This window comes from Mycobacterium persicum (assembly GCF_002086675.1).
GTDB classification, from domain to species: Bacteria; Actinomycetota; Actinomycetes; order Mycobacteriales; family Mycobacteriaceae; genus Mycobacterium; species Mycobacterium persicum.
In genome coordinates this window covers 66,692-88,018 of sequence record NZ_MVIF01000013.1, presented here as the reverse complement: position 1 = coordinate 88,018, position 21,327 = coordinate 66,692, and the positions used below count along the sequence as shown (strand labels likewise).

Annotated in this window: 21 protein-coding genes and 1 riboswitch; of the genes, 10 read left to right on the top strand and 11 right to left on the bottom strand. The window is 65.9% G+C overall.

Features of this window, described 5'->3' with window-relative positions; all coding sequences use genetic code 11:
- Nucleotides 1-325: 325 nt before the first annotated feature.
- Both BST40_RS07045 and BST40_RS07040 read right to left on the bottom strand, forming a co-directional pair.
- Nucleotides 326-526 carry a hypothetical protein gene (locus BST40_RS07045; protein WP_075546580.1) on the bottom strand — a complete coding sequence of 67 codons (201 nt, stop codon included), beginning with the start codon at nt 524-526 and terminating at the stop codon, nt 326-328.
- A complete protein-coding gene (locus tag BST40_RS07040) occupies nt 523-1,980 on the bottom strand; it encodes an NAD(P)/FAD-dependent oxidoreductase (RefSeq protein WP_083153847.1) in 1,458 nt (485 codons plus the stop codon). Before BST40_RS07040 ends, BST40_RS07045 begins: the two co-directional genes overlap by 4 nt.
- A gap of 158 nt (nt 1,981-2,138) precedes the next feature.
- Between BST40_RS07040 and BST40_RS07035 the strand changes: the two genes are divergently transcribed.
- Nucleotides 2,139-2,975 carry a class I SAM-dependent methyltransferase gene (locus tag BST40_RS07035; protein ID WP_075546582.1) on the top strand — a complete coding sequence of 279 codons (837 nt, stop codon included), beginning with the start codon at nt 2,139-2,141 and terminating at the stop codon, nt 2,973-2,975.
- 14 nt (nt 2,976-2,989) lie between these two features.
- Here the strand turns inward: BST40_RS07035 and BST40_RS07030 are convergent, their stop codons facing one another.
- Both BST40_RS07030 and modA read right to left on the bottom strand, forming a co-directional pair.
- Nucleotides 2,990-3,784, bottom strand: coding sequence for an ABC transporter permease (locus BST40_RS07030; protein WP_075546583.1), 795 nt, complete (start codon nt 3,782-3,784; stop codon nt 2,990-2,992).
- Between the two features lie 9 nt (nt 3,785-3,793).
- Nucleotides 3,794-4,573, bottom strand: coding sequence for a molybdate ABC transporter substrate-binding protein (gene modA / locus BST40_RS07025; protein WP_075546584.1), 780 nt, complete (start codon nt 4,571-4,573; stop codon nt 3,794-3,796).
- 234 nt (nt 4,574-4,807) lie between these two features.
- On the opposite strand from modA, the gene BST40_RS07020 reads away from it, so the two are divergent.
- The 3 genes from BST40_RS07020 to BST40_RS07010 are packed head-to-tail and all read left to right on the top strand — an operon-like array spanning nt 4,808 to nt 7,948.
- Nucleotides 4,808-5,485, top strand: coding sequence for an SDR family oxidoreductase (locus BST40_RS07020; RefSeq protein WP_075546585.1), 678 nt, complete (start codon nt 4,808-4,810; stop codon nt 5,483-5,485).
- A 40-nt stretch (nt 5,486-5,525) separates the two neighbouring features.
- On the top strand, nt 5,526-6,512 hold the full coding sequence (locus BST40_RS07015) for an LLM class F420-dependent oxidoreductase (protein ID WP_241780219.1): 987 nt from the start codon (nt 5,526-5,528) through the stop codon (nt 6,510-6,512).
- Between the two features lie 50 nt (nt 6,513-6,562).
- Complete coding sequence (locus tag BST40_RS07010) at nt 6,563-7,948, top strand: NAD(P)/FAD-dependent oxidoreductase (RefSeq protein ID WP_083153846.1); 1,386 nt, start codon at nt 6,563-6,565, stop codon at nt 7,946-7,948.
- On the opposite strand, the gene BST40_RS07005 is transcribed toward BST40_RS07010, so the two are convergent.
- From BST40_RS07005 to BST40_RS06980, 6 genes are read right to left on the bottom strand one after another with little or no spacing between them, the layout of a single operon-like run.
- Nucleotides 7,854-8,588: an urease accessory protein UreD gene (locus tag BST40_RS07005; RefSeq protein WP_082275353.1), complete on the bottom strand. Its 735-nt coding sequence runs from the start codon at nt 8,586-8,588 to the stop codon at nt 7,854-7,856. The two genes, BST40_RS07010 and BST40_RS07005, sit on opposite strands and share 95 nt — an antisense overlap.
- Nucleotides 8,578-9,249 carry an urease accessory protein UreG gene (gene ureG / locus BST40_RS07000; protein ID WP_075546588.1) on the bottom strand — a complete coding sequence of 224 codons (672 nt, stop codon included), beginning with the start codon at nt 9,247-9,249 and terminating at the stop codon, nt 8,578-8,580. Before ureG ends, BST40_RS07005 begins: the two co-directional genes overlap by 11 nt.
- Nucleotides 9,250-9,259: 10 nt before the next feature.
- On the bottom strand, nt 9,260-9,895 hold the full coding sequence (locus tag BST40_RS06995) for an urease accessory protein UreF (protein WP_075546589.1): 636 nt from the start codon (nt 9,893-9,895) through the stop codon (nt 9,260-9,262).
- A gap of 31 nt (nt 9,896-9,926) precedes the next feature.
- The gene (locus BST40_RS06990) at nt 9,927-11,648 is read right to left on the bottom strand and encodes an urease subunit alpha (protein WP_075546590.1); all 1,722 of its coding nucleotides are present in this window, start codon (nt 11,646-11,648) and stop codon (nt 9,927-9,929) included.
- Nucleotides 11,645-11,959: an urease subunit beta gene (locus BST40_RS06985; RefSeq protein ID WP_083153844.1), complete on the bottom strand. Its 315-nt coding sequence runs from the start codon at nt 11,957-11,959 to the stop codon at nt 11,645-11,647. The genes BST40_RS06990 and BST40_RS06985 overlap by 4 nt, the downstream gene beginning before the upstream one ends.
- Nucleotides 11,956-12,258, bottom strand: coding sequence for an urease subunit gamma (locus BST40_RS06980; RefSeq protein WP_075546633.1), 303 nt, complete (start codon nt 12,256-12,258; stop codon nt 11,956-11,958). Before BST40_RS06980 ends, BST40_RS06985 begins: the two co-directional genes overlap by 4 nt.
- Before the next feature lie 108 nt (nt 12,259-12,366).
- A riboswitch (guanidine-III (ykkC-III) riboswitch) is annotated at nt 12,367-12,434 on the top strand.
- Nucleotides 12,435-12,550: 116 nt separating this feature from the next.
- Between BST40_RS06980 and BST40_RS06975 the strand changes: the two genes are divergently transcribed.
- From BST40_RS06975 to BST40_RS06960, 4 genes are all read left to right on the top strand, one after another.
- The gene (locus tag BST40_RS06975) at nt 12,551-13,714 is read left to right on the top strand and encodes an agmatinase family protein (protein WP_083153843.1); all 1,164 of its coding nucleotides are present in this window, start codon (nt 12,551-12,553) and stop codon (nt 13,712-13,714) included.
- Nucleotides 13,715-14,468: 754 nt separating this feature from the next.
- Entirely contained in the window at nt 14,469-15,863 is a 1,395-nt protein-coding gene (locus BST40_RS32475) for a PPE family protein (RefSeq protein ID WP_279629014.1), read from the top strand.
- Nucleotides 15,864-15,871: 8 nt separating this feature from the next.
- Nucleotides 15,872-17,260 (top strand): PPE family protein, encoded by a 1,389-nt coding sequence (locus tag BST40_RS06965; RefSeq protein ID WP_083153852.1) that lies wholly within the window; start codon nt 15,872-15,874, stop codon nt 17,258-17,260.
- 86 nt (nt 17,261-17,346) lie between these two features.
- Nucleotides 17,347-19,008, top strand: coding sequence for an APC family permease (locus BST40_RS06960; protein WP_083153851.1), 1,662 nt, complete (start codon nt 17,347-17,349; stop codon nt 19,006-19,008).
- Nucleotides 19,009-19,072: 64 nt separating this feature from the next.
- On the opposite strand, the gene BST40_RS06955 is transcribed toward BST40_RS06960, so the two are convergent.
- Complete coding sequence (locus tag BST40_RS06955) at nt 19,073-19,513, bottom strand: PaaI family thioesterase (RefSeq protein WP_075546595.1); 441 nt, start codon at nt 19,511-19,513, stop codon at nt 19,073-19,075.
- Between the two features lie 360 nt (nt 19,514-19,873).
- Between BST40_RS06955 and BST40_RS06950 the strand changes: the two genes are divergently transcribed.
- Together BST40_RS06950 and BST40_RS06945 are read left to right on the top strand one after the other, a co-directional pair.
- Nucleotides 19,874-20,290, top strand: a complete 417-nt coding sequence (locus BST40_RS06950; RefSeq protein WP_075546596.1) for a BlaI/MecI/CopY family transcriptional regulator — start codon at nt 19,874-19,876, stop codon at nt 20,288-20,290.
- A 14-nt stretch (nt 20,291-20,304) separates the two neighbouring features.
- Entirely contained in the window at nt 20,305-21,255 is a 951-nt protein-coding gene (locus BST40_RS06945) for a M56 family metallopeptidase (RefSeq protein WP_075546597.1), read from the top strand.
- The last annotated feature ends 72 nt before the right edge of the window (nt 21,256-21,327 follow it).

Below are 21,327 nucleotides of genomic sequence, written 5' to 3'. Positions count from 1 at the left end.
CACCCGTACCCAGCTCCCGCAGGATTGTGTATCCGGCGAATACCTGACCAACCTCTACCGACATGGCCAAGATCGTAGGTCTCGTCATCACGTTGCACTCGTAATTCGCGATCGCCGATACCCCGTGCGTTTCAGAGTTCAGTCAGGCCATGCAGGCGTTTACCTGGAGTGATGAAATACCTTTGACCACCGCCTAATTCGTCGTGCTCGGCGATGGCGCGGCAAAGCGGAACACCGGCCAATCCGATGCCGCACTTTCTTTACCTCACGGCCTGCGAGGTGACGCCGTGCACGAAGCAGGGCCTGCCAAGCGGTGCGAATGCGATCAGTCGTGCCTGCTGAAGATGATCCGCATCATCTTCAGGTTGATGCGAGCGAAACGCCAGAACTGGACGGGAAGGTTCTGGCGCATCCGAAGCTTGGCACCCGTGGGTAGCGGGGCATCGGCGATGCGTTCGGCGGTCCGGACGTCCACTTCCGAGTAACCGTTGTCGTTTCCCATGGGAACGCCTTTCATCTCGGTCATTCCGGAATCAGCCACCAGAACGGCCTGGCCTTGGCCTTATAGATGAACAGATGGTGCAGCAGGACCTTGATCCAGTGGCCGGCCAGTCCGAGCTCACCGGACGTCCCGGCGATGTCGCGACCGGTCTGCGGGTATCTCACCGGGTCGGGGACCACCGGGAACATCGTCATCGCGGCGGCCGAGCCCTCGCGAAACCCGGTGCCGGCCGAGGCGATGCAGGCGGCACCCATGGTCGCCATGGAGGCGCGGTGGGCGGGAGCTGCGGAGCCCTTGGTGATGCGGTCGCGGATGGTCTCGGCGACAGTCTTGGCCATAATGCCCGACGGCATGCCGGTGCGCGGCGGGCTGGGGGTGATGACCGTGCCGGTAACACTTTTTCGCGGCCGGGAAATCGGGTGTGGCGGCGCGAATGCGATGCCCGGCGCGAAAATATTGGGGTAGGCGACGGATTCGTAGGTGTGCGGCCAGTCCTCGGCCGACCATTCATCGTACGGCTTGCCCGAGTAGTCGGCGTCGACCTTGAGGAAGCCCGACGGCGCGAAGAGAGCAGCGGTGATGTCGCGGCCGCCCCTGTCGTAGGCGGCCAGAGTTGCGCCTTTGAACGGCGGCAGCAGCATCGCGAAGTCGAACTCCAGGTGGTGCACCTTGCCGTCGAGCTGTTCGTAACGCAGCTTGCCGTCCATCACCTCGTGCACGTGGGCCTGCGTGATGGCCTTGACCTCGCGTTCGCGAAACAGCGACTCGGTCCACAGCCGGCTGGACTGCATGAAGCCCTTCTCGACGAACCTCATGCCGTCAACACCGAAGTCGCCCAGTTCGTACTCGTTGGTGAGGTAGACGACCTCGGCCAGGTCACGGACCCCGGCCGACCGCAGCCGGTGCTCGACGTTGAAGGTGTACTCGAACGCCGCGCCCTCGCAGGTACAGGTGCCGTGTCCGACACCGATGACCAGGCGCTGCTGCTCCCCGGCCTTCAGCTTCGCGATCACCGTGTCGAGCGCCTTGGCGGCCTCAGCGGCGTGGTCGGCGGTGCACACCGAGTAGGAGTATCCGTCGGGACCGAGGCCCGGGGTGGCGGCGAAGTTCAGCTGCGGGCCGGTGGCGTTGATCAGATAGTCGTAGGTCAGGTTGGCGGTCTGTCCGCGGTGCTCGTCGTCGGTGTAGGTGAAGTCCACCGACGGCGAGGGCTGCTCTGCGGTGCCCTCCGGACGGATGGCTGTCGCGAGCCCCTGATGGAAGGCGATGCCCTTGCGCCGGTAAATCGGTCTCAGTGGAATCAGCACCTTCGCCGGTTCCATCCGGCCCACACCAACCCAGATGTTCGACGGAATCCAGTTCCAGTCGGCGTTCGGGGAAACGACGACGATCTCGTGTTTGCGGGGTAGCCAGCGGCGTAGGTGCAGGGCGGCGGTATGCCCCGCGATGCCGGCGCCGAGAATGATGACTCGTGCCATGGATGCTCCTTGGTCACAGTATGCCCAAAACGCATACTCGTCCCCAAGTGTATACCCGGAGGGGTATATATCGCGACGGGCATCACTAGCGGATCGGCCCAACGATCGGCGGAGATTCTGGCGCCACGTGTTCCATTAGGTCCATTAGGGTTGAAGCGATGAGCCAGTCGGACAACGCCAAAGTGGACGCCAGAACGCTGAGCGGCGTGTCGGAAACGGCGCTGCTGACCCTCAACGGTAGGGCCTACCAAGCCGCCCGGCCTGACCCGATCATTGACGACCCGATGGCGATCAAACTCCTCGAGTCCATCGATTTCGACTTCGAAATGTTTGGGCGCAGAGGCCAAGAGATGGCGTTGCGCTCACTGGCCGTCGATCGGTGTGCAATCGCATACCTAACCAAACACCCCAAGGCCACCGTCGTTGCGCTTGCAGAAGGCTTCCAGACCAGTTTCTGGCGCCTTAGCAGCGTACTACCCGACGCTCAATTCCGTTGGCTGTCAGTTGATTTGGAGCCGGTGATCAAACTTCGGCAGCGCTTGTTGCCGCATTCTGGGCGTATCCGCAGCCTCGCGCGGTCCGCTCTGGACTACACGTGGATGGCCAAGGTGGACAGCAGCAACGGCGTATTCATCACCGCCGAGGGCTTGCTGATGTACCTACAGCCCCACCAGGCAATGGAGCTAATCGCCCAGTGCGCCAAGCGGTTTGCCGGCGGACAGATGTTCTTCGACCTGCCACCGACGGTCGTCAAGAAAATCGCACCCAAAGGGATGCGCTCCTCCAAGCGCTACCGGGTGCCACCAATGCCGTTCAGCCTCTCGGTGCAACAACTGTCAGATCTGGTGGACACCATGCCGGGACTCAAGGCGGTGCACGACGTGCCGATGCCGCAAGGGAGGGGTCTGTTCTTTAAGACCCTGTATCCGGCATTGTGGCGCTTCCCGCCAACGAAGCGATTCCGTGGGGTCTACGCCCTGCTCGATTTTGGCTGAGTTCAAAAGTGCAGCTACCTAGCGTCGGTCCCGGTCAACCTTCGAGCACCCAGGCCCAAGACCACCAGCGCTGCCACCGCCACGAGCAGAAGTGACAACGCCACCGCAGCGTCCGGCTCGTTGACCCGCTGCAGGTAGATCTCCAGCGGAAGGGTGCGGGTGACTCCTTGCCGGGAACCGGCAAACGTCAAGGTTGCGCCGAACTCCCCCAGCGACCGGGCGAATGCCAGCACGGCTCCGGACACCATGCCGGGCAGCAACAGTGGCAGGGTGACCCGCCACCAGATCGTGCTCGGCCGGGCTCCGAGGGTAGCCGCGACAACCTCGTAGTCGGCTCCCGCTGTGCGCGCCGCCCCCTCCAGGGATATCACCAGGAACGGCAGCGAGACGAAGGTCTGCGCCAGCACCACAGCCGTCGTGCTGAACGCGATCTTGATGCCGGCCGCCTCCAGGTAGTGCCCGATCAGGCCGAGCCGGCCGAACGCGTAGAGCAGCGCGATGCCCCCCACCACCGGCGGCAGCACGAGGGGCAGCAGGATCAGCGGCCGCAGCAACCGCACCAGCCGCGCCCGGCTGCGGGCCAGCACCAGCGCCATCGGCACTCCCAGCAGAACGCACAGCATCGTGCTGGCCGCGGCGGTCTTCAGGCTCAGGACCAGTGCTGTCTTTGAGGAGGTGCTGGCGATCAACGACCAGAAGTTGGGCCAATCAACCTTGAGGGCAATCGCAATCAGTGGCAATACCACGAAGATCGTCCCGGCGGCGGCGGGGACGTAAACCCAGCGGGGCAGATCGGCGGGCCGGCGCACAGCAGCTCGTCAGGGCTTGGCAAACCCCGACCGATCCAGGATCTGCCGCCCTGTCTCGGCCGTTACCAGGGCCACGAACTTCCGCGCCAGCTCAGGCTGGGGCGCATTTCTCAACACCGCGATGGGATACACATTCACCGCGCCACCGGCCTCGGGAAACTTGACCGTCGCCACTTTGTCGCCGGCGTTCACTGCGTCGGTGACATAGACCAGCCCGGCATCGGCCTGTCCGGTCGCGACCTTGTTGAGAACGTCGGTCACGCTGAGTTCTTCGCTGACCGGCCGCAGCTGGATCCCGGTGGCGTCCTCGATGCGCCGGGTAGCCGATCCACAAGGCACCGGCTGCTGGCAGATCACCACGCTGAGTCCCGGCCCGGCCAGGTCGGCGAATGATCCGATCCGCTTCGGATTTCCCGGCGCGGTGACGATGACGAGCGTGTTGGAGGCAAAGTTGGCCGGATCTGCGGCCACCAGGCCGGCCCCGGCGACGGTGTCCATCTGGGCGGTGTCTGCCGACGCGAAGACGTCGGCGGTCGCGCCCTGGGTCAGTTGTATCGCCAGCTCGGAGGAACCGGCGAAGTCGAAGTCGACTCCAACGCCGGGGTTGTCCTTCCGGAACTGCTCACCGATCTGAGTGAACGCCGACTTCAGCGATGCCGCGGCGAACACCACGATCGATCGCGAGCCCGGGGCCGGTTGCGCGGGTGGACTACACGCCACCACGCTCCCGGCCAGCCCCCAGATCAGCAGCCTTGATACCAAACCGCCCCGCGTCCCGATCCGGCGCATTGGTCAAACGTAGCAGCCCGGGCCCCTCACCCACGGCCGGCCAAAAGCGCTCCCCAACAGGCCGCAACAGTTATGAAAATCGTCTGCGCGTCGCAGCGGCGCGGAGTTTCGCCGAATAGCTACTGTCCAGTAACATGTACCGGGATTGAGGCCATACATGCCGAGATCCCAGGCAAGGCTCCTGTGGCGGGTGAACTTCCAGGATCTGGGTTCAATGGTGAACACGAGGAGGTCATGGCAGTGGAGGTGCTGGTCACCGGCGGTGACACGGATCTGGGGCGTACAGTTGCCGAGGGTTTTCGCGACGACGGTCACAAACTGACGCTGGTAGGCGCCCGGCGCGACGAGCTGGAGGTTGTCGCCAAGGAACTCGAGGTGGACGCCATTGCCTGCGACACCACCAACCCGGCGAGCCTGACCGAGGTCCGCAGCTTGTTTCCCCATCACCTCGACACCATCGTCAACGTGCCCGCGTCGTCCTGGGAAGCCGGTGATCCGCGGACCTACTCGCTGTCGGACACCGCCGCCGCGTGGCGCAACGCGCTCGATGCGACGGTGCTCTCCGCGGTACTCACGGTGCAATGTGTGGGTGACCATCTGCGCTCCGGTGGTTCCATCATCGGCGTGGTGGCGGAAAACCCGCCCGCAAGCAGCGCCGACGCAGCGGTCAAAGCCGCCCTCTCGAATTGGATCGCCGGGCAGGCCGAGGTTTACGGCACCCGCGGCATCACCGTCAACGCTGTCGCGTGCGGCCGCAGCGTCCAGCCCGGGTACGAGGGTCTTTCCCGCGCACCCGCTCCGGTTGCGGCCGAGATCGCCCGGTTGGCGCTGTTTCTGACCACCCCCGCGGCACGCCACATCACCGGCCAGACACTGCACGTAAGCCACGGCGCGCTGGCGCACTTCGCCTGACCCTGTCGGGTTACCCACGCCGATCGCTACGGTAGATGCCGTGGCTATCAGGCTCGGCTTTCAGATCCCCAACTTCTCCTACGGCACCGGCGTCGAAAAGCTGTTTCCATCAGTCATCGCCCAAGCGCGCGAGGCCGAAGCTGCCGGCTATGACTCGCTATTCCTGATGGACCACTTCTATCAGCTGCCCATGCTCGGGACGCCCGACCAGCCCATGTTGGAGGCGTACACCGCCCTGGGCGCCCTGGCCACCGCGACCGAGCGGCTGCAACTGGGCACCCTGGTGACCGGAAATACCTACCGCAACCCGGCCTTACTGGCCAAGATCATCACCACGTTGGACGTGGTCAGTGCCGGCCGGGCGATTCTCGGCATCGGTGCCGGCTGGTTTGAACTCGAACACCGCCAGCTCGGATTCGAGTTCGGCACCTTCACCGACCGATTCGAGCGGCTCGAGGAGGCGCTGCAGATTCTCGACCCGATGATCACAGGCGAGCGCCCCACCGTCTCGGGCAAGTGGTACACCACCGAATCGGCCATGGCCGAGCCGCGTTACCGGGACCGCATCCCGATCCTGATCGGCGGCGGCGGCGAAAAGAAGACCTTCGCAATCGCCGCCCGTAATGCCGACCATCTCAACATCATCGCGGCGCTCGACGAATTGCCCCGCAAGATGGACGCCGTCGCGGCTCGCTGCGAGGAAGCCGGGCGAGACCCCTCGACGCTGGAGACCAGTGTGATGTTGACCGTGGTGATCGACGAGAAGGCCAAACCGGACCAGCTGCCGGCGGAGACGAGTCGACGCATGGTGATCGGCAGCCCGGCGCAGATCGCCGAACAGGTCCAAGCCAAAGGTGCTCGACGCCGGCGTCGACGGTCTGATCATCAACCTGTCCGCGCACGGATACAGCCCCGGCCTGATCACCACAGCCGCCGAAACGCTGCGCCCGCTGCTCGGGCTCTAGCCGGTGTGGTTGATTACACACGCTCGCACCTGGGTATTCAGCGCCCGGCTTGGCTACGGTAGTAGCTAACTGCCGTTCGCCGGTCAAGGAGACCCCTCAGGAGTAGCCGAGCATGAGCCCCCAGCCAGATCCGACAGCTGAAACACGTCGTAGGCATCGAGTCGTGATCATCGGATCTGGATTCGGCGGCCTCAACGCGGCAAAGAAGCTCAAGCGCGCCGACGTCGACATCAAGTTGATCGCCCGTACCACGCACCACCTGTTCCAGCCGCTGCTCTACCAGGTTGCGACGGGCATCGTGTCCGAAGGCGACATCGCGCCGCCCACCCGGGTCGTGCTGCGCCGGCAGCGAAACGTGCAGGTGCTGCTGGGTGACGTCACGCATATCGATCTGGCCGGTCAGTTCGTCGTGTCTGACCTGCTCGGCCACACCTACGAAACCCCGTACGACAGCCTGATCGTCGCCGCCGGGGCCGGGCAGTCCTACTTCGGCAACGACCACTTCGCCGAGTTCGCGCCGGGCATGAAATCCATCGACGACGCGCTCGAGGTGCGGGGACGGATCTTGAGCGCGTTCGAACAGGCCGAACGGTCCCGTGATCCGGAACGACGGGCCAAGCTACTGACTTTCACCGTCATCGGCGCCGGCCCTACCGGTGTCGAAATGGCCGGGCAGATCGCTGAATTGGCTAGCCACACATTGAAGGGCTCGTTTCGGCACATCGATTCGACCAGGGCGCGAGTGATCCTGCTCGACGCCGCGCCTGCCGTGCTGCCGCCATTCGGCGAAAAGCTCGGTCAGCGCGCGGCCGCCCGGCTGGAAAAGATGGGCGTGGAGATCCAGTTGGGTGCCATGGTCACCGACGTAGACCGCAACGGCATCACCGTCAAAGACTCCGACGGCACCATCCGGCGCATCGAGTCGCAGTGCAAGGTATGGTCCGCCGGTGTCTCGGCCAGTGCCCTGGGTCACGATCTCGCCGAGCAGTCGTCGGTCGAACTCGACCGCGCCGGCCGGGTCAAGGTGCTGCCGGATCTGACGATCCCCGGGCACCCCAACGTGTTCGTCATCGGAGACATGGCAGCGGTCGAGGGCGTGCCCGGGGTGGCGCAGGGAGCCATCCAGGGCGCCAAGTACGCCGCCGGCACAATCAAAGCCGAACTCGCCGGGGCCGATCCGACACAGCGTGAGCCCTTCCAGTACTTCGACAAGGGGTCCATGGCCACAGTGTCGCGGTTTTCCGCGGTGGCCAAGATCGGTCCGGTGGAGTTCAGCGGCCTGATTGCCTGGTTCGCCTGGCTGGTGTTGCACTTGGTCTACTTGGTCGGGTTCAAGACCAAGGTCAGTACGCTGCTGTCCTGGACTGTGACCTTCCTGAGCACTCGGCGCGGTCAGCTGACCATCACCGAACAGCAGGCGTTCGCGCGCACCCGGCTCGAGCAGCTGGCGGTACTGGCGGCCGAGGCGCACCGCCCGGCGGCTCGGCGGGCAAGCTGACAGATAACCGGGCACCCTGCCAGGTGCTCAGTGTCCCGCCACCTGCCAACGTCAAGATCGTCGACGTATCCGGTAGGTCGGAAGCCAATGTCGTTTCGGGATAACGTAGTTCGTTGATAGTCGCCCGCGGTGCCGAGATGACGTCATCGGCCAGCGATCCGGCGCCCAGTTCCACCCGGTGTCGCAGCATCGGGCGGCCATCCCGGTCGGCGCGCAGCGAGCCTGTCCAAAACCCTTCACTTTCACCGTATCTGCCGATCTGAACCCGTTCGCGGAAGCGGAGCTCGCACCCGTCGTGCAGCCGCAGGGCAACGGTCGACAGGTGTCGGGCCGCCGCGGCGACGACCGTCGGCTCCAGGTCCACATCCAGGATTCCGGTCACCTCGATGTCCCAATGGGCTTGGGATGTCGGTGTTTCGACACCGGGCAACGCCACGGTGCCGGCTGCGCTGCGTAGCCGCAGCCGGGCGCCCTGTTCGACGACCACCCGGATGTCGACGATGTCGCCACCAAGCGGGTTTGCCGCCGCCGACACCAGATATATGGTGTCGGGCGCGGTGCAACGAGCCGTGATGCCACCGCGGGATTGGATGCGCGGCAATCGGTTCCGGGCTGCTACCAGCAGGACCTCAGATTGCATCAGCGACTGCCAATTGGGCACGAACCCAGGCCAGCACCGCGGTGGCGGCCGGGTCCTCGGTCAACGACTGCAGCACCGTCGGCCGGCCGTCGCGCACCGCGTCGGCGTCGCGGGACATCACCTGCAAGTCGGCGCCTACCAGCGGGGCAAGGTCAGTCTTGTTGACTACCAACAGATCCGAGTAGGTGACTCCCGGTCCGCCCTTGCGCGGCACTTTGTCGCCGCCAGCCACGTCGACGACGAAGATCTGCACATCCACCAGGCCGGAAGAAAAGGTAGCCGTGAGGTTGTCGCCCCCGGACTCGACCAGGATCAGGTCGAGTGGGTCGTGCGCTGCGATCAAGTCGTCGATCGCATCGAGGTTCGCGGTGATGTCGTCGCGGATCGCGGTGTGCGGGCACCCGCCGGTCTGCACGGCCGCAATCCGGTCGTCGGGCAGCACCGCATGCTTGCGCAGGAAGTCGGCGTCCTCGGTGGTGTAGATGTCGTTGGTCAGCACGGCCAGGGACAACTCGTCGCGCAACTGCCGGCACAGCGCCGCCACGAGCGCGGTCTTGCCGGAGCCCACCGGGCCGCCGATGCCGATGCGCAACGGCTCCCCCGGTTGACGGACCCGTCGTGGACGGTGGCTCTGGGCGTGTGAGTGCGAATGTGTTGACACTGCTTACCTTTCAGGAGGCGAACAAAGGTCGCTCGCGTTCGGCATGGCGTTGCGCCAGCATGTCGAGCAGCGGATCGGACAAGTCGGCCAGTCCGGCGGTGGCCTCGGCGGCGGTGTGTTCGCACAATTGCGACAGCCGGAAGGTCAGCACTGCGACGTCGGTGGGGTCCAGCGCTAGTAGTCGCTGGGCGGCGGTGGCCGAGCCGGTCATGGTGGTGTAGACGATGTGCAGCGCGTTGTGTTGCGGGGTGAGTCCGCTGAGGGCTCCGATGCGTCCTGCGGTTACCGCCAGATGTGGCCGCGGGCCGAGGTCGTCCCAGTCGGCTTCGGGCCACACCGTCCGGGCCAGCCGCGTCAGGCCGCGGCCCTGGCTGCGTGAAGCTTGCCTGGCCGCGGGAGCTGGTGTGCGGGCGTCGGTTTCGTGGTCGGCGTCGGCGGGTGTCAGCTCGCCGCGGTGCACTGCCGCCGCGATCGAGGCCGTGACCAGTCCGTGGCTGCGGATCCGTCGTGTCAGGAACGCCTGCAGGGTGGCCAGATCGGTCACCAGACCGCTGGTGACGGCCTCTTCGATGCCTCCGGAGTGCACGTGCGATCCGGTGGGCAGCCGCGAGTCGGCCAGAGCGAGCAGCACCGCAAGCGAGGTCATCGGAGGGTCACTGGAGGGTCACTAGAGGCTACTAGAATAAGAAATATCGTTGCGCCATGGGAAGTTCGGTGGCGGGTTGTTCCTGCCAGACTTCACCGTCAATACGCACGGTAAAGGTGTCGGGATCGACCTCGATGGTGGGTAGTGCGTCGTTGAGCGGCAAGTCGGCCTTGCCCACGGTGCGTACATCGGCCACCGGAACCAGCCGGCGGTTGACTGCGAGCCGGCCGGCCAATCCCGCATCGACGGACGCCGGCGCGACGAAGTGCACGGAAGTGGCGGCCGCAGTGGCCGGGGCGGCGCCGAACATCGGTCGCGGCAGCACCGGCTGGGGCGTGGGTATCGAGGCGTTGGCGTCGCCCATGGCCGCCCAGGCGATCACGCCGCCCTTGAGCACCAGGTCCGGGCGCACCCCAAAAAATGCCGGCTCCCAGAGCACCAGGTCGGCGAGCTTGCCCACCTCGATCGAGCCGATTTCGTGGTCCATGCCGTGTGCGACGGCCGGGCAGATGGTGTATTTGGCGACGTAGCGGCGTGTCCGGTTATTGTCGGCCCGGCCGTCACCGGGCAGTGTGCCGCGACGGCGTTTCATCACGTGGGCGGTCTGCCAGGTGCGCATTATCACCTCGCCGATGCGGCCCATGGCCTGGGAGTCGCTGCCGATCATCGAGATTGCCCCCATGTCGTGCAGCAGATCTTCGGCGGCCATGGTGGACGGGCGGATCCGGCTTTCGGCGAAGGCCAGATCTTCGGGTACCGAGGGATTGAGGTGATGGCAGACCATCAGCATGTCCAGATGCTCGTCGAGCGTGTTCACCGTGTGCGGACGAGTCGGATTGGTGGAACTGGGAAGCACATTCGGCTGTCCGGCCACTTTCATGATGTCGGGTGCGTGGCCGCCGCCGGCGCCCTCGGTGTGGTAGGTGTGGATCGAACGGCCGGCAATGGCGGCAATGGTGTTTTCGACGAATCCCATCTCGTTGAGGGTGTCGGTGTGCAGCGCCACCTGCACCCCGGCGGCGTCGGCAACCCTCAGGCAGGCGTCGATGGCGGCGGGGGTGGATCCCCAGTCCTCGTGCAATTTGAAACCCGACGCGCCGCCGCGCAATTGCTCCCACAACCCCTCGTGGCTGACGGTGTTTCCCTTGCCGAGCAGGGCAAAGTTCACCGGCCAGCAATCCAGTGATTCCAGCATCCGGGCCAGATGCCATGCCCCGGGGGTGACGGTGGTGGCCTTGGTGCCTTCGGCGGGGCCGGTTCCGCCGCCGATGATGGTCGTGATGCCCGCGCCCAGCGCTACGGGTATCAGCTGCGGGCAGATCAAGTGTACGTGACAGTCGATGGCGCCGGCGGTGAGAATGCGCCCGTTGCCGCCGATGACCTCGGTGGAGGGTCCGACGACCAGATCCGGATGCACACCCGACATGGTGTCGGGATTACCGGCCTTGCCGATCGCGACGACGCGGCCATCACGAATCCCGATGTCGGCCTTGATGATTCCCCAATAGTCGATAATCACTGCACCGGTGATGACAGTGTCGGGCGCGCCGTCGGCCCGGGTCGCGCGCCCCTGACCCATCGACTCGCGCAACACCTTGCCGCCACCGAAGACTGCCTCGTCACCGGCCAGTCCCGGCCCACCGCAGCGGTCTTCGCTGATTTCGACCAGTAGATCGGTGTCGGCCAGTCTGATCCGGTCACCGGTGGTAGGACCGTACAGCTGCGCGTAGCGCTCCCGGGTCAACCGCATCATGAAGCGTCGAGCCTTCCCGGGGGATCCAGTGTCAGCCCGTGGACCTCGCGTCGCCCGCGTAGCGGAACCAGCTGGACGGTCCGGGAAACGCCCGGCTCGAAGCGGACCGCGGTGGCCGCCGGAATGTCCAACCGGTAGCCCTGGGCCGCCGCGCGATCGAACGACAGCGCCGCATTGGCCTGTGGAAGGTGGACGTGACTGCCGACCTGGACCGGACGGTCACCGGTGTTGATGACCCGCATCTCCAGCTGCTGCGCGCCCGCGTTGATGTCGATGTCGCCGGTGCCGTAAAGGATTTCGCCGGGAATCATGCGATTGGATGATGGACGGTGACCAACTTGGTGCCGTCCGGGAATGTTGCTTCCACTTGCACATCTGTGATCATCTCCGGTACTCCCTCCATCACGTCGTCGCGGCCCAGCACATCACATCCGCTGGCCATCAGCTCGGCAACGGTGCGGCCGTCCCGCGCGCCTTCCAGGATGTGGTCGGTGATTACGGCGACGGCTTCGGGGTGATTGAGGCGCAAACCGCGGCCCCGACGGCGGCGGGCCAGCTCGGCGGCGTAGGACAACAGAAGTCGCTCTTGCTCATGCGGCGTCAGACGCATGGCCTCCGATCCTGCCATGGGCGCCGCGGTGTTGCGCGCGGGAGCCGCATTCACAGCTGTCTTTCAGCGTGAAGTGCGTCGCGGCGGCCGGCGGGGTAGGTACGGTGAAGTGCGGCGCGCCGAGGGGGCCGCCCGGACGAGTTCGCCGTACCCGGAGAGCGACAAGACGGTGAGTGCGGGAAATGTGGCGCGCCGGCATATCGGAACGGTCCAGTGGACTTGCCCTTCGCTTATTGGCGGTCGCCGGTGCGTCCTCCCGCCTTGAGTTGCTTCTGGACGAGAGGACACCGTGATGACAAATCCGTTCGCTGGCCAAGCCGACATCCCGAACCGGGAGGGCCTGTGGGCTCAGCAGGCCGAAGCCGAGTTGCCCACCCGCCGCCACCGCGAAGAAATAGACCGCTGCATCGCCCACGGCCTACAAGCCGCCCCCACGATCAACGACCGGACGCTGTCGACCTATGCCCGTGGTGAACTCCCCCACTTCGCCGGGGAACGCGGAACCTTCCTCAAGGCGCCGTTTCTCGAGGACGTGAACGACGTCGCCGACGCCGAGGTGGCCGTCTTCGGGGCACCGCTGGATGCCGGCACCACCTACCGCCCGGGCACCCGATTCGGGCCGATGGGAATCCGCCGCTCGGCCAACCTGTTCGGCACATACTGCTACGAATTGGGCGTCGACCTGCGAGAACAGCTCAACATCGTCGACATCGGCGACGTGGTCACCATTCCCGCCAACATCGAGAAGTCGTTCGACCAGATCAGCCAGGCCATGGCCCATGTGGTGTCCAACGGTGTGTTCCCGGTCGTGCTCGGTGGCGACCACTCGATCGGCTTCCCAACGGTGCGGGGCCTGGCCCCCTACCTGGACGGCAACGTGGGCATCATCCATTTCGACCGGCACGTCGACACCCAGGAAACCGATCTGGACGAGCGGATGCACACCACGCCGTGGTTCCACGCCACCAACATCAAGAACGCCCCCGCCACCAACCTGGTGCAGATCGGCATCGGTGGATGGCAGGCGCCGCGCGCCGGCGTCCAGGTGGGCCGCCAGCGCGGTAGCACCGTCATCACGGTCGGAGACGTCGAACGCGTCGGGATCGAAAAGGTCGCCGAGATCGCGCTCGAAACGGCGTGGAAGGACGCCAAGGCGGTGTATCTGTCGTTCGACATCGACGTCATCGATGCCGGGTTCGTGCCCGGCACCGGCTGGCCCGAGCCCGGCGGGCTCCTGCCGCGGGAAGCCCTCAACCTGATCCGGATGATCTCCGAACCCGGTCTGAACGGCATCGAGGTGGTGGAGTGCTCACCGCCCTACGACTGGGCCGAGCAGACCGCGCTGATGAGCAGCAGGGTCATCCTGGACAGCCTGGCCGTCATGGTGCGGGCCGGAAAGCTGGGCAAGAAACCGGCCACCCTCGAGCGGCACGCGTGGGGGCCCTTCGCCGATTGACTCAGCCTCGCAGGATCAGCCGATGAACGTCTACTGCCGAGACCGTCTCGCGCGCACCTATATACGCGCGAGACGCGGGCGCGCGACAACCCGTGCGCCACCGGGTTTGTCGCCCTGCCAAAAGCTACGTTCGGTGCCGCTGGGCGACGTTACCGACGTAACCCGTCACTACTGCCCACAATCCTCCGGATTGTCACTCAAGTTCGCTCATTTTACGTATAGCAAACGTTGGTTGGCATCGTTGCCGAACGTGATCTGCCGTGTGCGTCGTTGCCACACGGCACCTCCGATGCCGCGAGTGCGGACTGCGTCGGCCCGCTTCCCGATGATGGGCGATCGACTGATCAATCGCAGTGGTCAGAATTCCTCTCGAATCATAAAAGTCTGTATTGCAACAGCTTTGATGCGACCCACGGCTGGCTCGGTACAGTTTCGGATCCGCCGGCAGCTGCGGTCCACCGTTCTATCGGCCCACCGGGCTCAGTCCTGCGCGGCTGGTTTCGAACTGTTGCCGACTCGACGGACAAAGTGTCACATCGAGACCGAACCCAGCACTTTCAGCAAACTACCAGCGATTAGCCAGTGTGACTACAGGGATAGCGTTCATCATTACCTCCGGCCCGGCGAGTGGGACGTCGTGGGGGCCGTCATTCGTGCGCCAACGACGGCGCTCGAAACCGAGCAGCAAGTCAACATTCGAAAGTGTTGCGGCCGCGAATGTTTGGCCTGGTGCCCGGTCAGGTGCGAGGGGGCTTTGGCGTTGGATTTCTCGGTGTTGCCGCCGGAGGTCAACTCCGGTCGGATGTACGCGGGCCCGGGGTCGGGGCCCTTGGTGGCAGCCGCCGTCGCCTGGGACGGGTTGGCGGCAGAGCTGAATTCGACGGCGGCGTCCTATCGGGCGGCGGTGTCGGAGTTGACGGATGGGCCGTGGGTGGGCCCGTCGTCGAGATCCATGGTTGCCGCCGTGGCGCCGTTTGTGTCGTGGATGAGCGTTACGGCCGCACAGGCGCAGCAGACCGCCGGTCAGCTCAAATCGGCCATCGCGGCCTACGAAACCGCGTTCACGGCCACCGTGCCGCCGCCGGAGATCGAGGTGAATCGGGCGTTGTTGGCGGCGCTGGTGGCCACGAACATTCTGGGCCAGAACACCCCGGCGATCATGGCCACCGAGGCGCAATACACCGAGATGTGGGCTCAGGACGCGGCGGCGATGTACGGCTACGCCGGTGCGTCAGCGGTGGCAACAGCGTTGACACCGTTCAACTCACCGCCACCGACGACCAACCCTGGCGGTACGGCCAGTCAAGCCGCCACGGTCTCGCAGGTCGCCGCCTCCGCGGCCGGCCCGAGCACCCAGTCCCAGCTGTCGCAGTTGGCGGCGGTGCCCAACGCGCTGCAAAGCCTCGCGTTGGGCGGAGGATCGTTCGATCCGGTTGCGCTGCTGGAGAACTTCCTCGGTACCGAGTTGGGCACCGACGTCAACACGTTCGCCATGAATGTGGGGAACTGGACGCTGGTCCTCAGCGGGTTCTTGTTCACGGCTTCTGGCATCACTCCCCTGTTGGGCGGTCTTTACGGGTTGGCACTACCCGCGGAAGCAGCGGCTGCGGCCGGGGTGGCCCCCGACGCCGGGCTGGGAGCGCTGCTGGGCTCCTATGACCCGGCTACGGGCGGGGCACTTCCGGCCAGTCCGGGCGGTGCCGGGGTATCGGCGGGCTTGGGCGAGGCGGCCACGGTCGGCAAGTTGTCGGTGCCGGCATCGTGGACTGCGTCCCCGGCGATCCGATTGGCCGCCGCAACGTCGCCAATCGCCAGCCTCGACGGCATACCCGGGGTCGAGACGGCCGGACCGGGAGGCTGCTACGGCGGCATTCCGCCGGTGGGCAGCGTTGTCAACGCGTCGCGCGGCGACCAGACCCGCCCTCGATCCGCCTCACGTACCAAGATGCTCCCACCGTGGGCTGTCGAGCAGCGCGCCGACGACCAGCTCCCGGGCCGCTCGGCACCGGCCCAACGCGGTATCTCCCAGGTGGCCAGCACGTTGAGCCAACGCGAACGTGACGAGCTCGACAAGTTGCGCAAGGAGATCGCCGAAGTGGCGATGGAGCGCGATGCGGCAGCCCGCCTGATCAAGGAGGCGATCTTGTGATCAGCCTCATGGATTTTGGCGGACTGCCGCCGGAGATCAATTCTGCCCGGATGTATGCGGGCCCGGGTGCGATGTCACTGGTGACGGCCGCCGGAACGTGGCAGGCGTTGGCGGCAGAGTTGGGGACGGCGGTGAGCTTGTATCGGACGGTGGTCGCAGAGCTGACCGGCGGGCCGTGGCTGGGTCCGTCATCGGGTGCGATGGCCGCGGCGGTGGCCCCATATGTGCTCTGGCTGACCACCACCGCCGCCCGGGCGCTGCAGACCGCGAGCCAGCTGGGATCCGCGGTGGCGGCCTACGAGGCGGCAGTTGCGGCCACGGTGCCCCCGCCGGCGATCGAGGTCAACCGGGCGTTGTTGGCGTCGCTCGTGGCCACCAATGTTCTGGGACAGAATGCGCCGGCGATCGCGGCCACCGAGGCGCAGTACTCAGAGATGTGGGCCCAGGATGCCGCGGCGATGTACGGCTATGCCGGCGCGTCGGCGGTGGCAACCAGGTTGACGCCGTTCACCGCACCCAAGCAGGACACGAACCCGGCCGGGACCGCGGCTCAGTCCACCGCGGTCAGCCAGGCAGCCGCCGCCGGGACCGGCGCCGGCACCCAGTCGGGGTTGTCGAGCGTGCCCGACATGCTGCAAACTCTGTCGGCGGGGACGTTTCCCGGATCGAATCTGTTGCTGGACTTCTTCAACAGTTATCCGATCCAGACGTTCAACTCCCTGAGCGGATCGACTGTCGGTTATCAGATCCTTTCCGAGGGACTGAACTTCGACGCCTCCGGGCTTTGCCTGACCCTTGCACCGGCGATCGCCGTGGCCTGGAATCCATTGATCGATTCGCTGACCGCGACCACGGCGTCGGACGTTTCTCCGCTGGCCGGGGACGGACTGGCGGGCGGGCTGGGTTCCACGCTGGTTGATTCGCATGGCTCGGGGGCGAGCGCCGGGGCGTCGGCCGGCCTGGGCCAGGCGATGTCGGTCGGCAAGCTGTCGGTCCCGCAGTCATGGGCCGGGTCCCCGGCGATCCGGCTCACCGCGAGCGCGTTGCCGACCGCCGCCCTCGACGGACTGCCGCAGGTCGCCGCGCCCGGCGGCTTCTACGGCATGCCCCCGATGGGCCCGGTGGCCAGCGTGGTCAACGCGCCACGGGGCGACCAGACGCGGCCTCGAGCCGGCTCACGTCAACCGGTGATCCCGGCCCTTGCCGGCGAGCCGGGGATGCGTGAGGATCCCGCGGCCCGGTGGGTCACGGCGAGCACCAAGGCCGACGAGGACGCCGCGGTCAGCGACCCCGATGAGCTCAACCAGCTGCGCAAAGCACTCGCCGACGTCTCTCGGCAGCGCGACGTACTCAAGCGCACGGCCGCGACATTGATCAAGGAGGCGAGGGACAAGTAGCACAGCCTGTCGCTTGTCGCGATTCGAGCGGCAAGGACGCAGCAGCACAACCGATTTGGCATATCGATGATGGGGAGTCCGTGCAGATGTTTTTCACGAAGCCACTGGCTGGGGGGCGAAGTTTGGACACCGATGTGGCGCTCGACGTAACCGGCCGAGTCACTCATGCCGCGCACAATGGCGCGGACCACCAGAAGGTCCATGCGGATAACACCGCCACGACATCCGGCAATATTCCGGAAGACGACGAGGACCTTGCCCAGCTCAAGGCGCTGGGGTTCCAGTCGGAGTTCCGCCGAGACATGAGCCCGTGGGCCAATTTCTCGCTCGGCTTCACCTACCTGTCGCCCGTGGTCGGCATCTATACGGTGTTCGCGTTCGCGTTGGCCACCGCCGGTCCGCCGATGATCTGGAGTCTGCTGATCGTCGGCGCCGGGCAGATGCTGGTCGCGCTGGTGTTCAGCGAAGTGGTGGCGCAATTCCCGGTGGCCGGTGGCGTCTACCCCTGGGCGCGACGGTTGTGGGGTCGCAAATGGGCATGGATGACCGGCTGGATCTACATGTTCTGCCTGTTGGCGCTGATCGCGGATGCGGCTTTCGGCGCCGGCCCGTATGTGGCGGCGATGTTCGGCTTCGCACCCACCGTTGAGGCCAAGATCTATTGCGGACTGGCCGTGTTGGCGGTGGCGACACTGATCAACCTGACCGGGACCAAAATTCTGGGTTACTTCGCCATCTTCGGCTTCTCCGCCGAGCTGATCGGCGCCCTGGTCGTCGGCGTCTGGCTGCTGGTCATGCACCGCCACCACGGGCTCGGCGTGCTCTTTCACAGTTTCGGTGCCGAAGGCAATCACAGTTTCCTGTATGCGTTCCTGGCTGCCGGCCTGATCGGTCTCTACCAGTTCTTTGGGTTCGAGGCGTGCGGAGACGTTGCCGAGGAGGTTCGCAATCCCGGAGTACAGATCCCCAAGGCGATGCGGCGCACCATCTACATCGGCGGGGCCGCGTCAACGTTCGTGTGCCTGAGCCTGATCCTGTCGGTCACCGACTTCGGCGCGGTGATCCGCGGCGAGGACACCAATCCGATCTCGACCGTTCTCGCCAGTGCCTTCGGCGATATCGGCTCCCGGATCGTGCTCGGCATCGTGTTGATCTCATTCGTATCGTGCGCACTGAGCCTGCAGGCCGCTGCCAGCCGCCTCATCTATTCCTATGGCCGCGACGGCATGATCGTCGGCTCGCGGCTGTTGGCACGGTTCGATCACAAACGACACGTGCCGCCGTACGCCCTGCTGGCCGCCGTCATCATCCCGGCATCGCTGATCATCGGCTCAATCGTCTCCGAACACCCGCTCAACAAGCTCATCAGCTTCGGCACCGTCGGGGTCTACCTCGGGTTCCAGATGGTCGTGCTGGCGGCCCTGCGCGCCAGACTGAAGGGCTGGGCGCCGTCCGGCAAGTACCGGCTGGGCCGCTGGGGAATGGCCGTCAACATCGGCGCCCTGGCCTACGGCGTCGCGGCGATCACCAACGTCTGCTGGCCGCGGACGCCCGAGGCGCCCTGGTACGACAACTACGTCGTACTGCTGATGTCGGGGGTCATCGTCAGCCTCGGCATCCTGTACATGATCTGCAGCCGGGCCTACGCCAACAGCGACGCCCCGCACGCTGACGCGATTCCGCGGCACCGCGAGATCGATCGGGCAGTCACAGCGAGGCCGGCAAGGCCGGCGGTGAAACATCACTAAAAGGTGAAACGCCGGACCTCGCGCGGTGTCGCGTCGACCCGTCGACACCGCGGCGACGCTGGGTTCAGGAGTCTGGCGACGGCTCCAGATTTTGCAGCCGCACCTGACCCCGGGCCACCACCCGATCGGTCTCGTCGGTGATGACGACCAACCACAGCTGTTGACGCCGGCCGCGATGCAATGGTTCGGCGGTGCCGTACACCATGCCCGACGTGATGGCATGCAGAAAATCGGTGTTGTTGTTGACGCCGACCACGCCCCCACCGCCGCGGGTACTGAGCCAGGTGAACGCCGCCACGCTGGCCATGCTCTCGATCATCGAGCAGTACACACCGCCGTGCACGAGGCCCATCGGCTGCAACAGCTCGGGTCTGACCTTCAGCTGCGCGCGTGCGCCGTCCGGGCTGAGTTCGGTGAATTGCAGACCCAGTTGATTGTCGAACGGCGCGGTGAACGTCGGCGGGCTGACACCTGTGTCCGGGTCGGGGTCAGATGGCACGTTCATGTGTCTACACCATCGGTATCGGCGGGTTCCCGCAGGTCTGCCGGCGCCATGGAACACCTCGGGGCGAACAACGGGCGAGCCCCGTGCACCAGCACGGGGCTCGCCGATCGAGTAGACCGGGGGGCACTGCAGCCCTCAGGACTCCGGCACGGTCATGTATTGCTCGACCACCCTTAGGATAGGCAAGGCTGCCCTAATTCTGCAAGCATCGAATGTGCCGAATTGCCTAAGGGTGTCGGAGGGTGTCGGAGGGTGCCGAACTCGGAGCCGGCGCTGACAGATGAATCAGGACCGCTTGGATACGACAGTCGGTAGTAAACCGGAGTACGCTTGGTGCAACGCTCAGGGAGAGAACGAACTATGGCCAAGCTGACGCGGTTGGGGGATCTGGAACGTGCAGTGATGGACCACCTGTGGTCCACGCCGGAACCCCAGACCGTCCGCCAGGTCCACGCAGCGTTGTCGGCGCGACGTGACCTTGCCTACACCACCGTCATGACCGTGCTGCAACGGTTAGCGAAAAAGAATCTGGTCTCACAGATCCGCGACGATCGGGCGCACCGCTACGCACCTGTGCACGGCCGCGACGAGTTGGTTGCCGGTCTGATGGTCGACGCGCTGGCCCAGGCCGAGGACTCCGGCAGCAGACACGCCGCACTAGTTCACTTCGTCGAGCGTGTCGGTGCCGACGAGGCCGACGCACTTCGTCGCGCCCTTGCCGAATTGGAAGCGGCACACCGCATTCCCCCATCTGCTGGCGCTCCGGCGGAGGACTGAGAGAGACTAGCAGCGTGTCCGCGCTGGCCTTCACCATCCTCGCGGTGCTGCTGGCTGGCCCGACACCAGCCTTGTTGGCACGAGCGACGTGGCCGCTGCGCGCCCCGCGGGCCGCGATGGTCCTCTGGCAAGCGATAGCACTGGCCGCGGCGCTCTCGGCGTTCAGCGCGGGCATCGCCATCGCCAGCCGGCTGCTCATGCCCGGCGCTGACGGGCGGCCTACGGCCGGTGTCCTCGACGCCCGAATCCGGCTCGGCTGGCCGTTGTGGGCGGCATATATCACCGTCTTCGCGCTGACTGTGCTGGTCGGGGCCCGGCTAATGGTTGCCATAGTTCGGGTGGCCATCGCCACTCGGCGCCGTCGGGCCCATCACCGTATGGTGGTCGATCTGGTTGGAGTAGGGCACGGCGCCGCGCTGGCCGAGCCTTGCGCGCGAACCCGGGATCTGCGCGTGCTCAACGTGGCGCAACCGCTTGCCTATTGTCTGCCCGGCGTCCGTAGCCGGGTAGTGGTCAGCGAGGGAACGCTGACGGCGCTGACCCACAAGGAAGTCGCCGCCATCCTCACCCACGAGCGGGCGCATCTGCGTGCCCGTCACGACCTGGTCCTGGAAGCATTCACCGCCGTGCACGCGGCATTTCCGCGGCTCGTCCGCAGCGCTAATGCGCTGCGTGCCGTGCAGCTACTGGTTGAACTGCTCGCCGACGACGCCGCGGTGCGCGCCGCCGGTCGCGCGGCGCTGGCCCGGGCACTGGTCGCCTGCGCCTCCTGCACAGCGCCGTCGGGCGCCCTGGCCGCCGGAGGCCCCAGCACGGTGGTACGGGTGCGGCGGCTGGCCGGACGCGGCAATAGCCGGGCGCTATCCGTGACCGCGTATCTGGCCGCGGCCGCGGTGCTGGTGGTGCCCACGGTCGCGCTGGCCGTCCCGTGGCTCACCGAGCTGCAGCGGCTGTTCGGCGTCTGACACAGGCCCAAACACCTTGGAAGACCGCGACCCCACTGTGCCACAGTGTGTCGGACCAGCCTTGCCGGACAG

Bases quoted from the DNA above. Each gene is read 5' to 3' on its own strand.
- BST40_RS06955 (WP_075546595.1), bottom strand. From the start codon at position 19,513: ATGAACGTGCCATCTGACCCCGACCCGGACACAGGTGTCAGCCCGCCG.
- BST40_RS07005 (WP_082275353.1), bottom strand. From the start codon at position 8,588: ATGCAATCTGAGGTCCTGCTGGTAGCAGCCCGGAACCGATTGCCGCGC.
- BST40_RS07040 (WP_083153847.1), bottom strand. From the start codon at position 1,980: ATGGCACGAGTCATCATTCTCGGCGCCGGCATCGCGGGGCATACCGCC.
- BST40_RS06965 (WP_083153852.1), top strand. From the start codon at position 15,872: ATGGATTTTGGCGGACTGCCGCCGGAGATCAATTCTGCCCGGATGTAT.
- BST40_RS06950 (WP_075546596.1), top strand. From the start codon at position 19,874: ATGGCCAAGCTGACGCGGTTGGGGGATCTGGAACGTGCAGTGATGGAC.
- BST40_RS06975 (WP_083153843.1), top strand. From the start codon at position 12,551: ATGACAAATCCGTTCGCTGGCCAAGCCGACATCCCGAACCGGGAGGGC.
- BST40_RS06980 (WP_075546633.1), bottom strand. From the start codon at position 12,258: ATGCGTCTGACGCCGCATGAGCAAGAGCGACTTCTGTTGTCCTACGCC.
- BST40_RS06990 (WP_075546590.1), bottom strand. From the start codon at position 11,648: ATGATGCGGTTGACCCGGGAGCGCTACGCGCAGCTGTACGGTCCTACC.
- BST40_RS06995 (WP_075546589.1), bottom strand. From the start codon at position 9,895: ATGACCTCGCTTGCGGTGCTGCTCGCTCTGGCCGACTCGCGGCTGCCC.
- BST40_RS06960 (WP_083153851.1), top strand. From the start codon at position 17,347: ATGTTTTTCACGAAGCCACTGGCTGGGGGGCGAAGTTTGGACACCGAT.
- BST40_RS07010 (WP_083153846.1), top strand. From the start codon at position 6,563: ATGAGCCCCCAGCCAGATCCGACAGCTGAAACACGTCGTAGGCATCGA.
- modA (WP_075546584.1), bottom strand. From the start codon at position 4,573: ATGCGCCGGATCGGGACGCGGGGCGGTTTGGTATCAAGGCTGCTGATC.
- BST40_RS06985 (WP_083153844.1), bottom strand. From the start codon at position 11,959: ATGATTCCCGGCGAAATCCTTTACGGCACCGGCGACATCGACATCAAC.
- BST40_RS07035 (WP_075546582.1), top strand. From the start codon at position 2,139: ATGAGCCAGTCGGACAACGCCAAAGTGGACGCCAGAACGCTGAGCGGC.
- BST40_RS07045 (WP_075546580.1), bottom strand. From the start codon at position 526: ATGACCGAGATGAAAGGCGTTCCCATGGGAAACGACAACGGTTACTCG.
- BST40_RS07020 (WP_075546585.1), top strand. From the start codon at position 4,808: ATGGCAGTGGAGGTGCTGGTCACCGGCGGTGACACGGATCTGGGGCGT.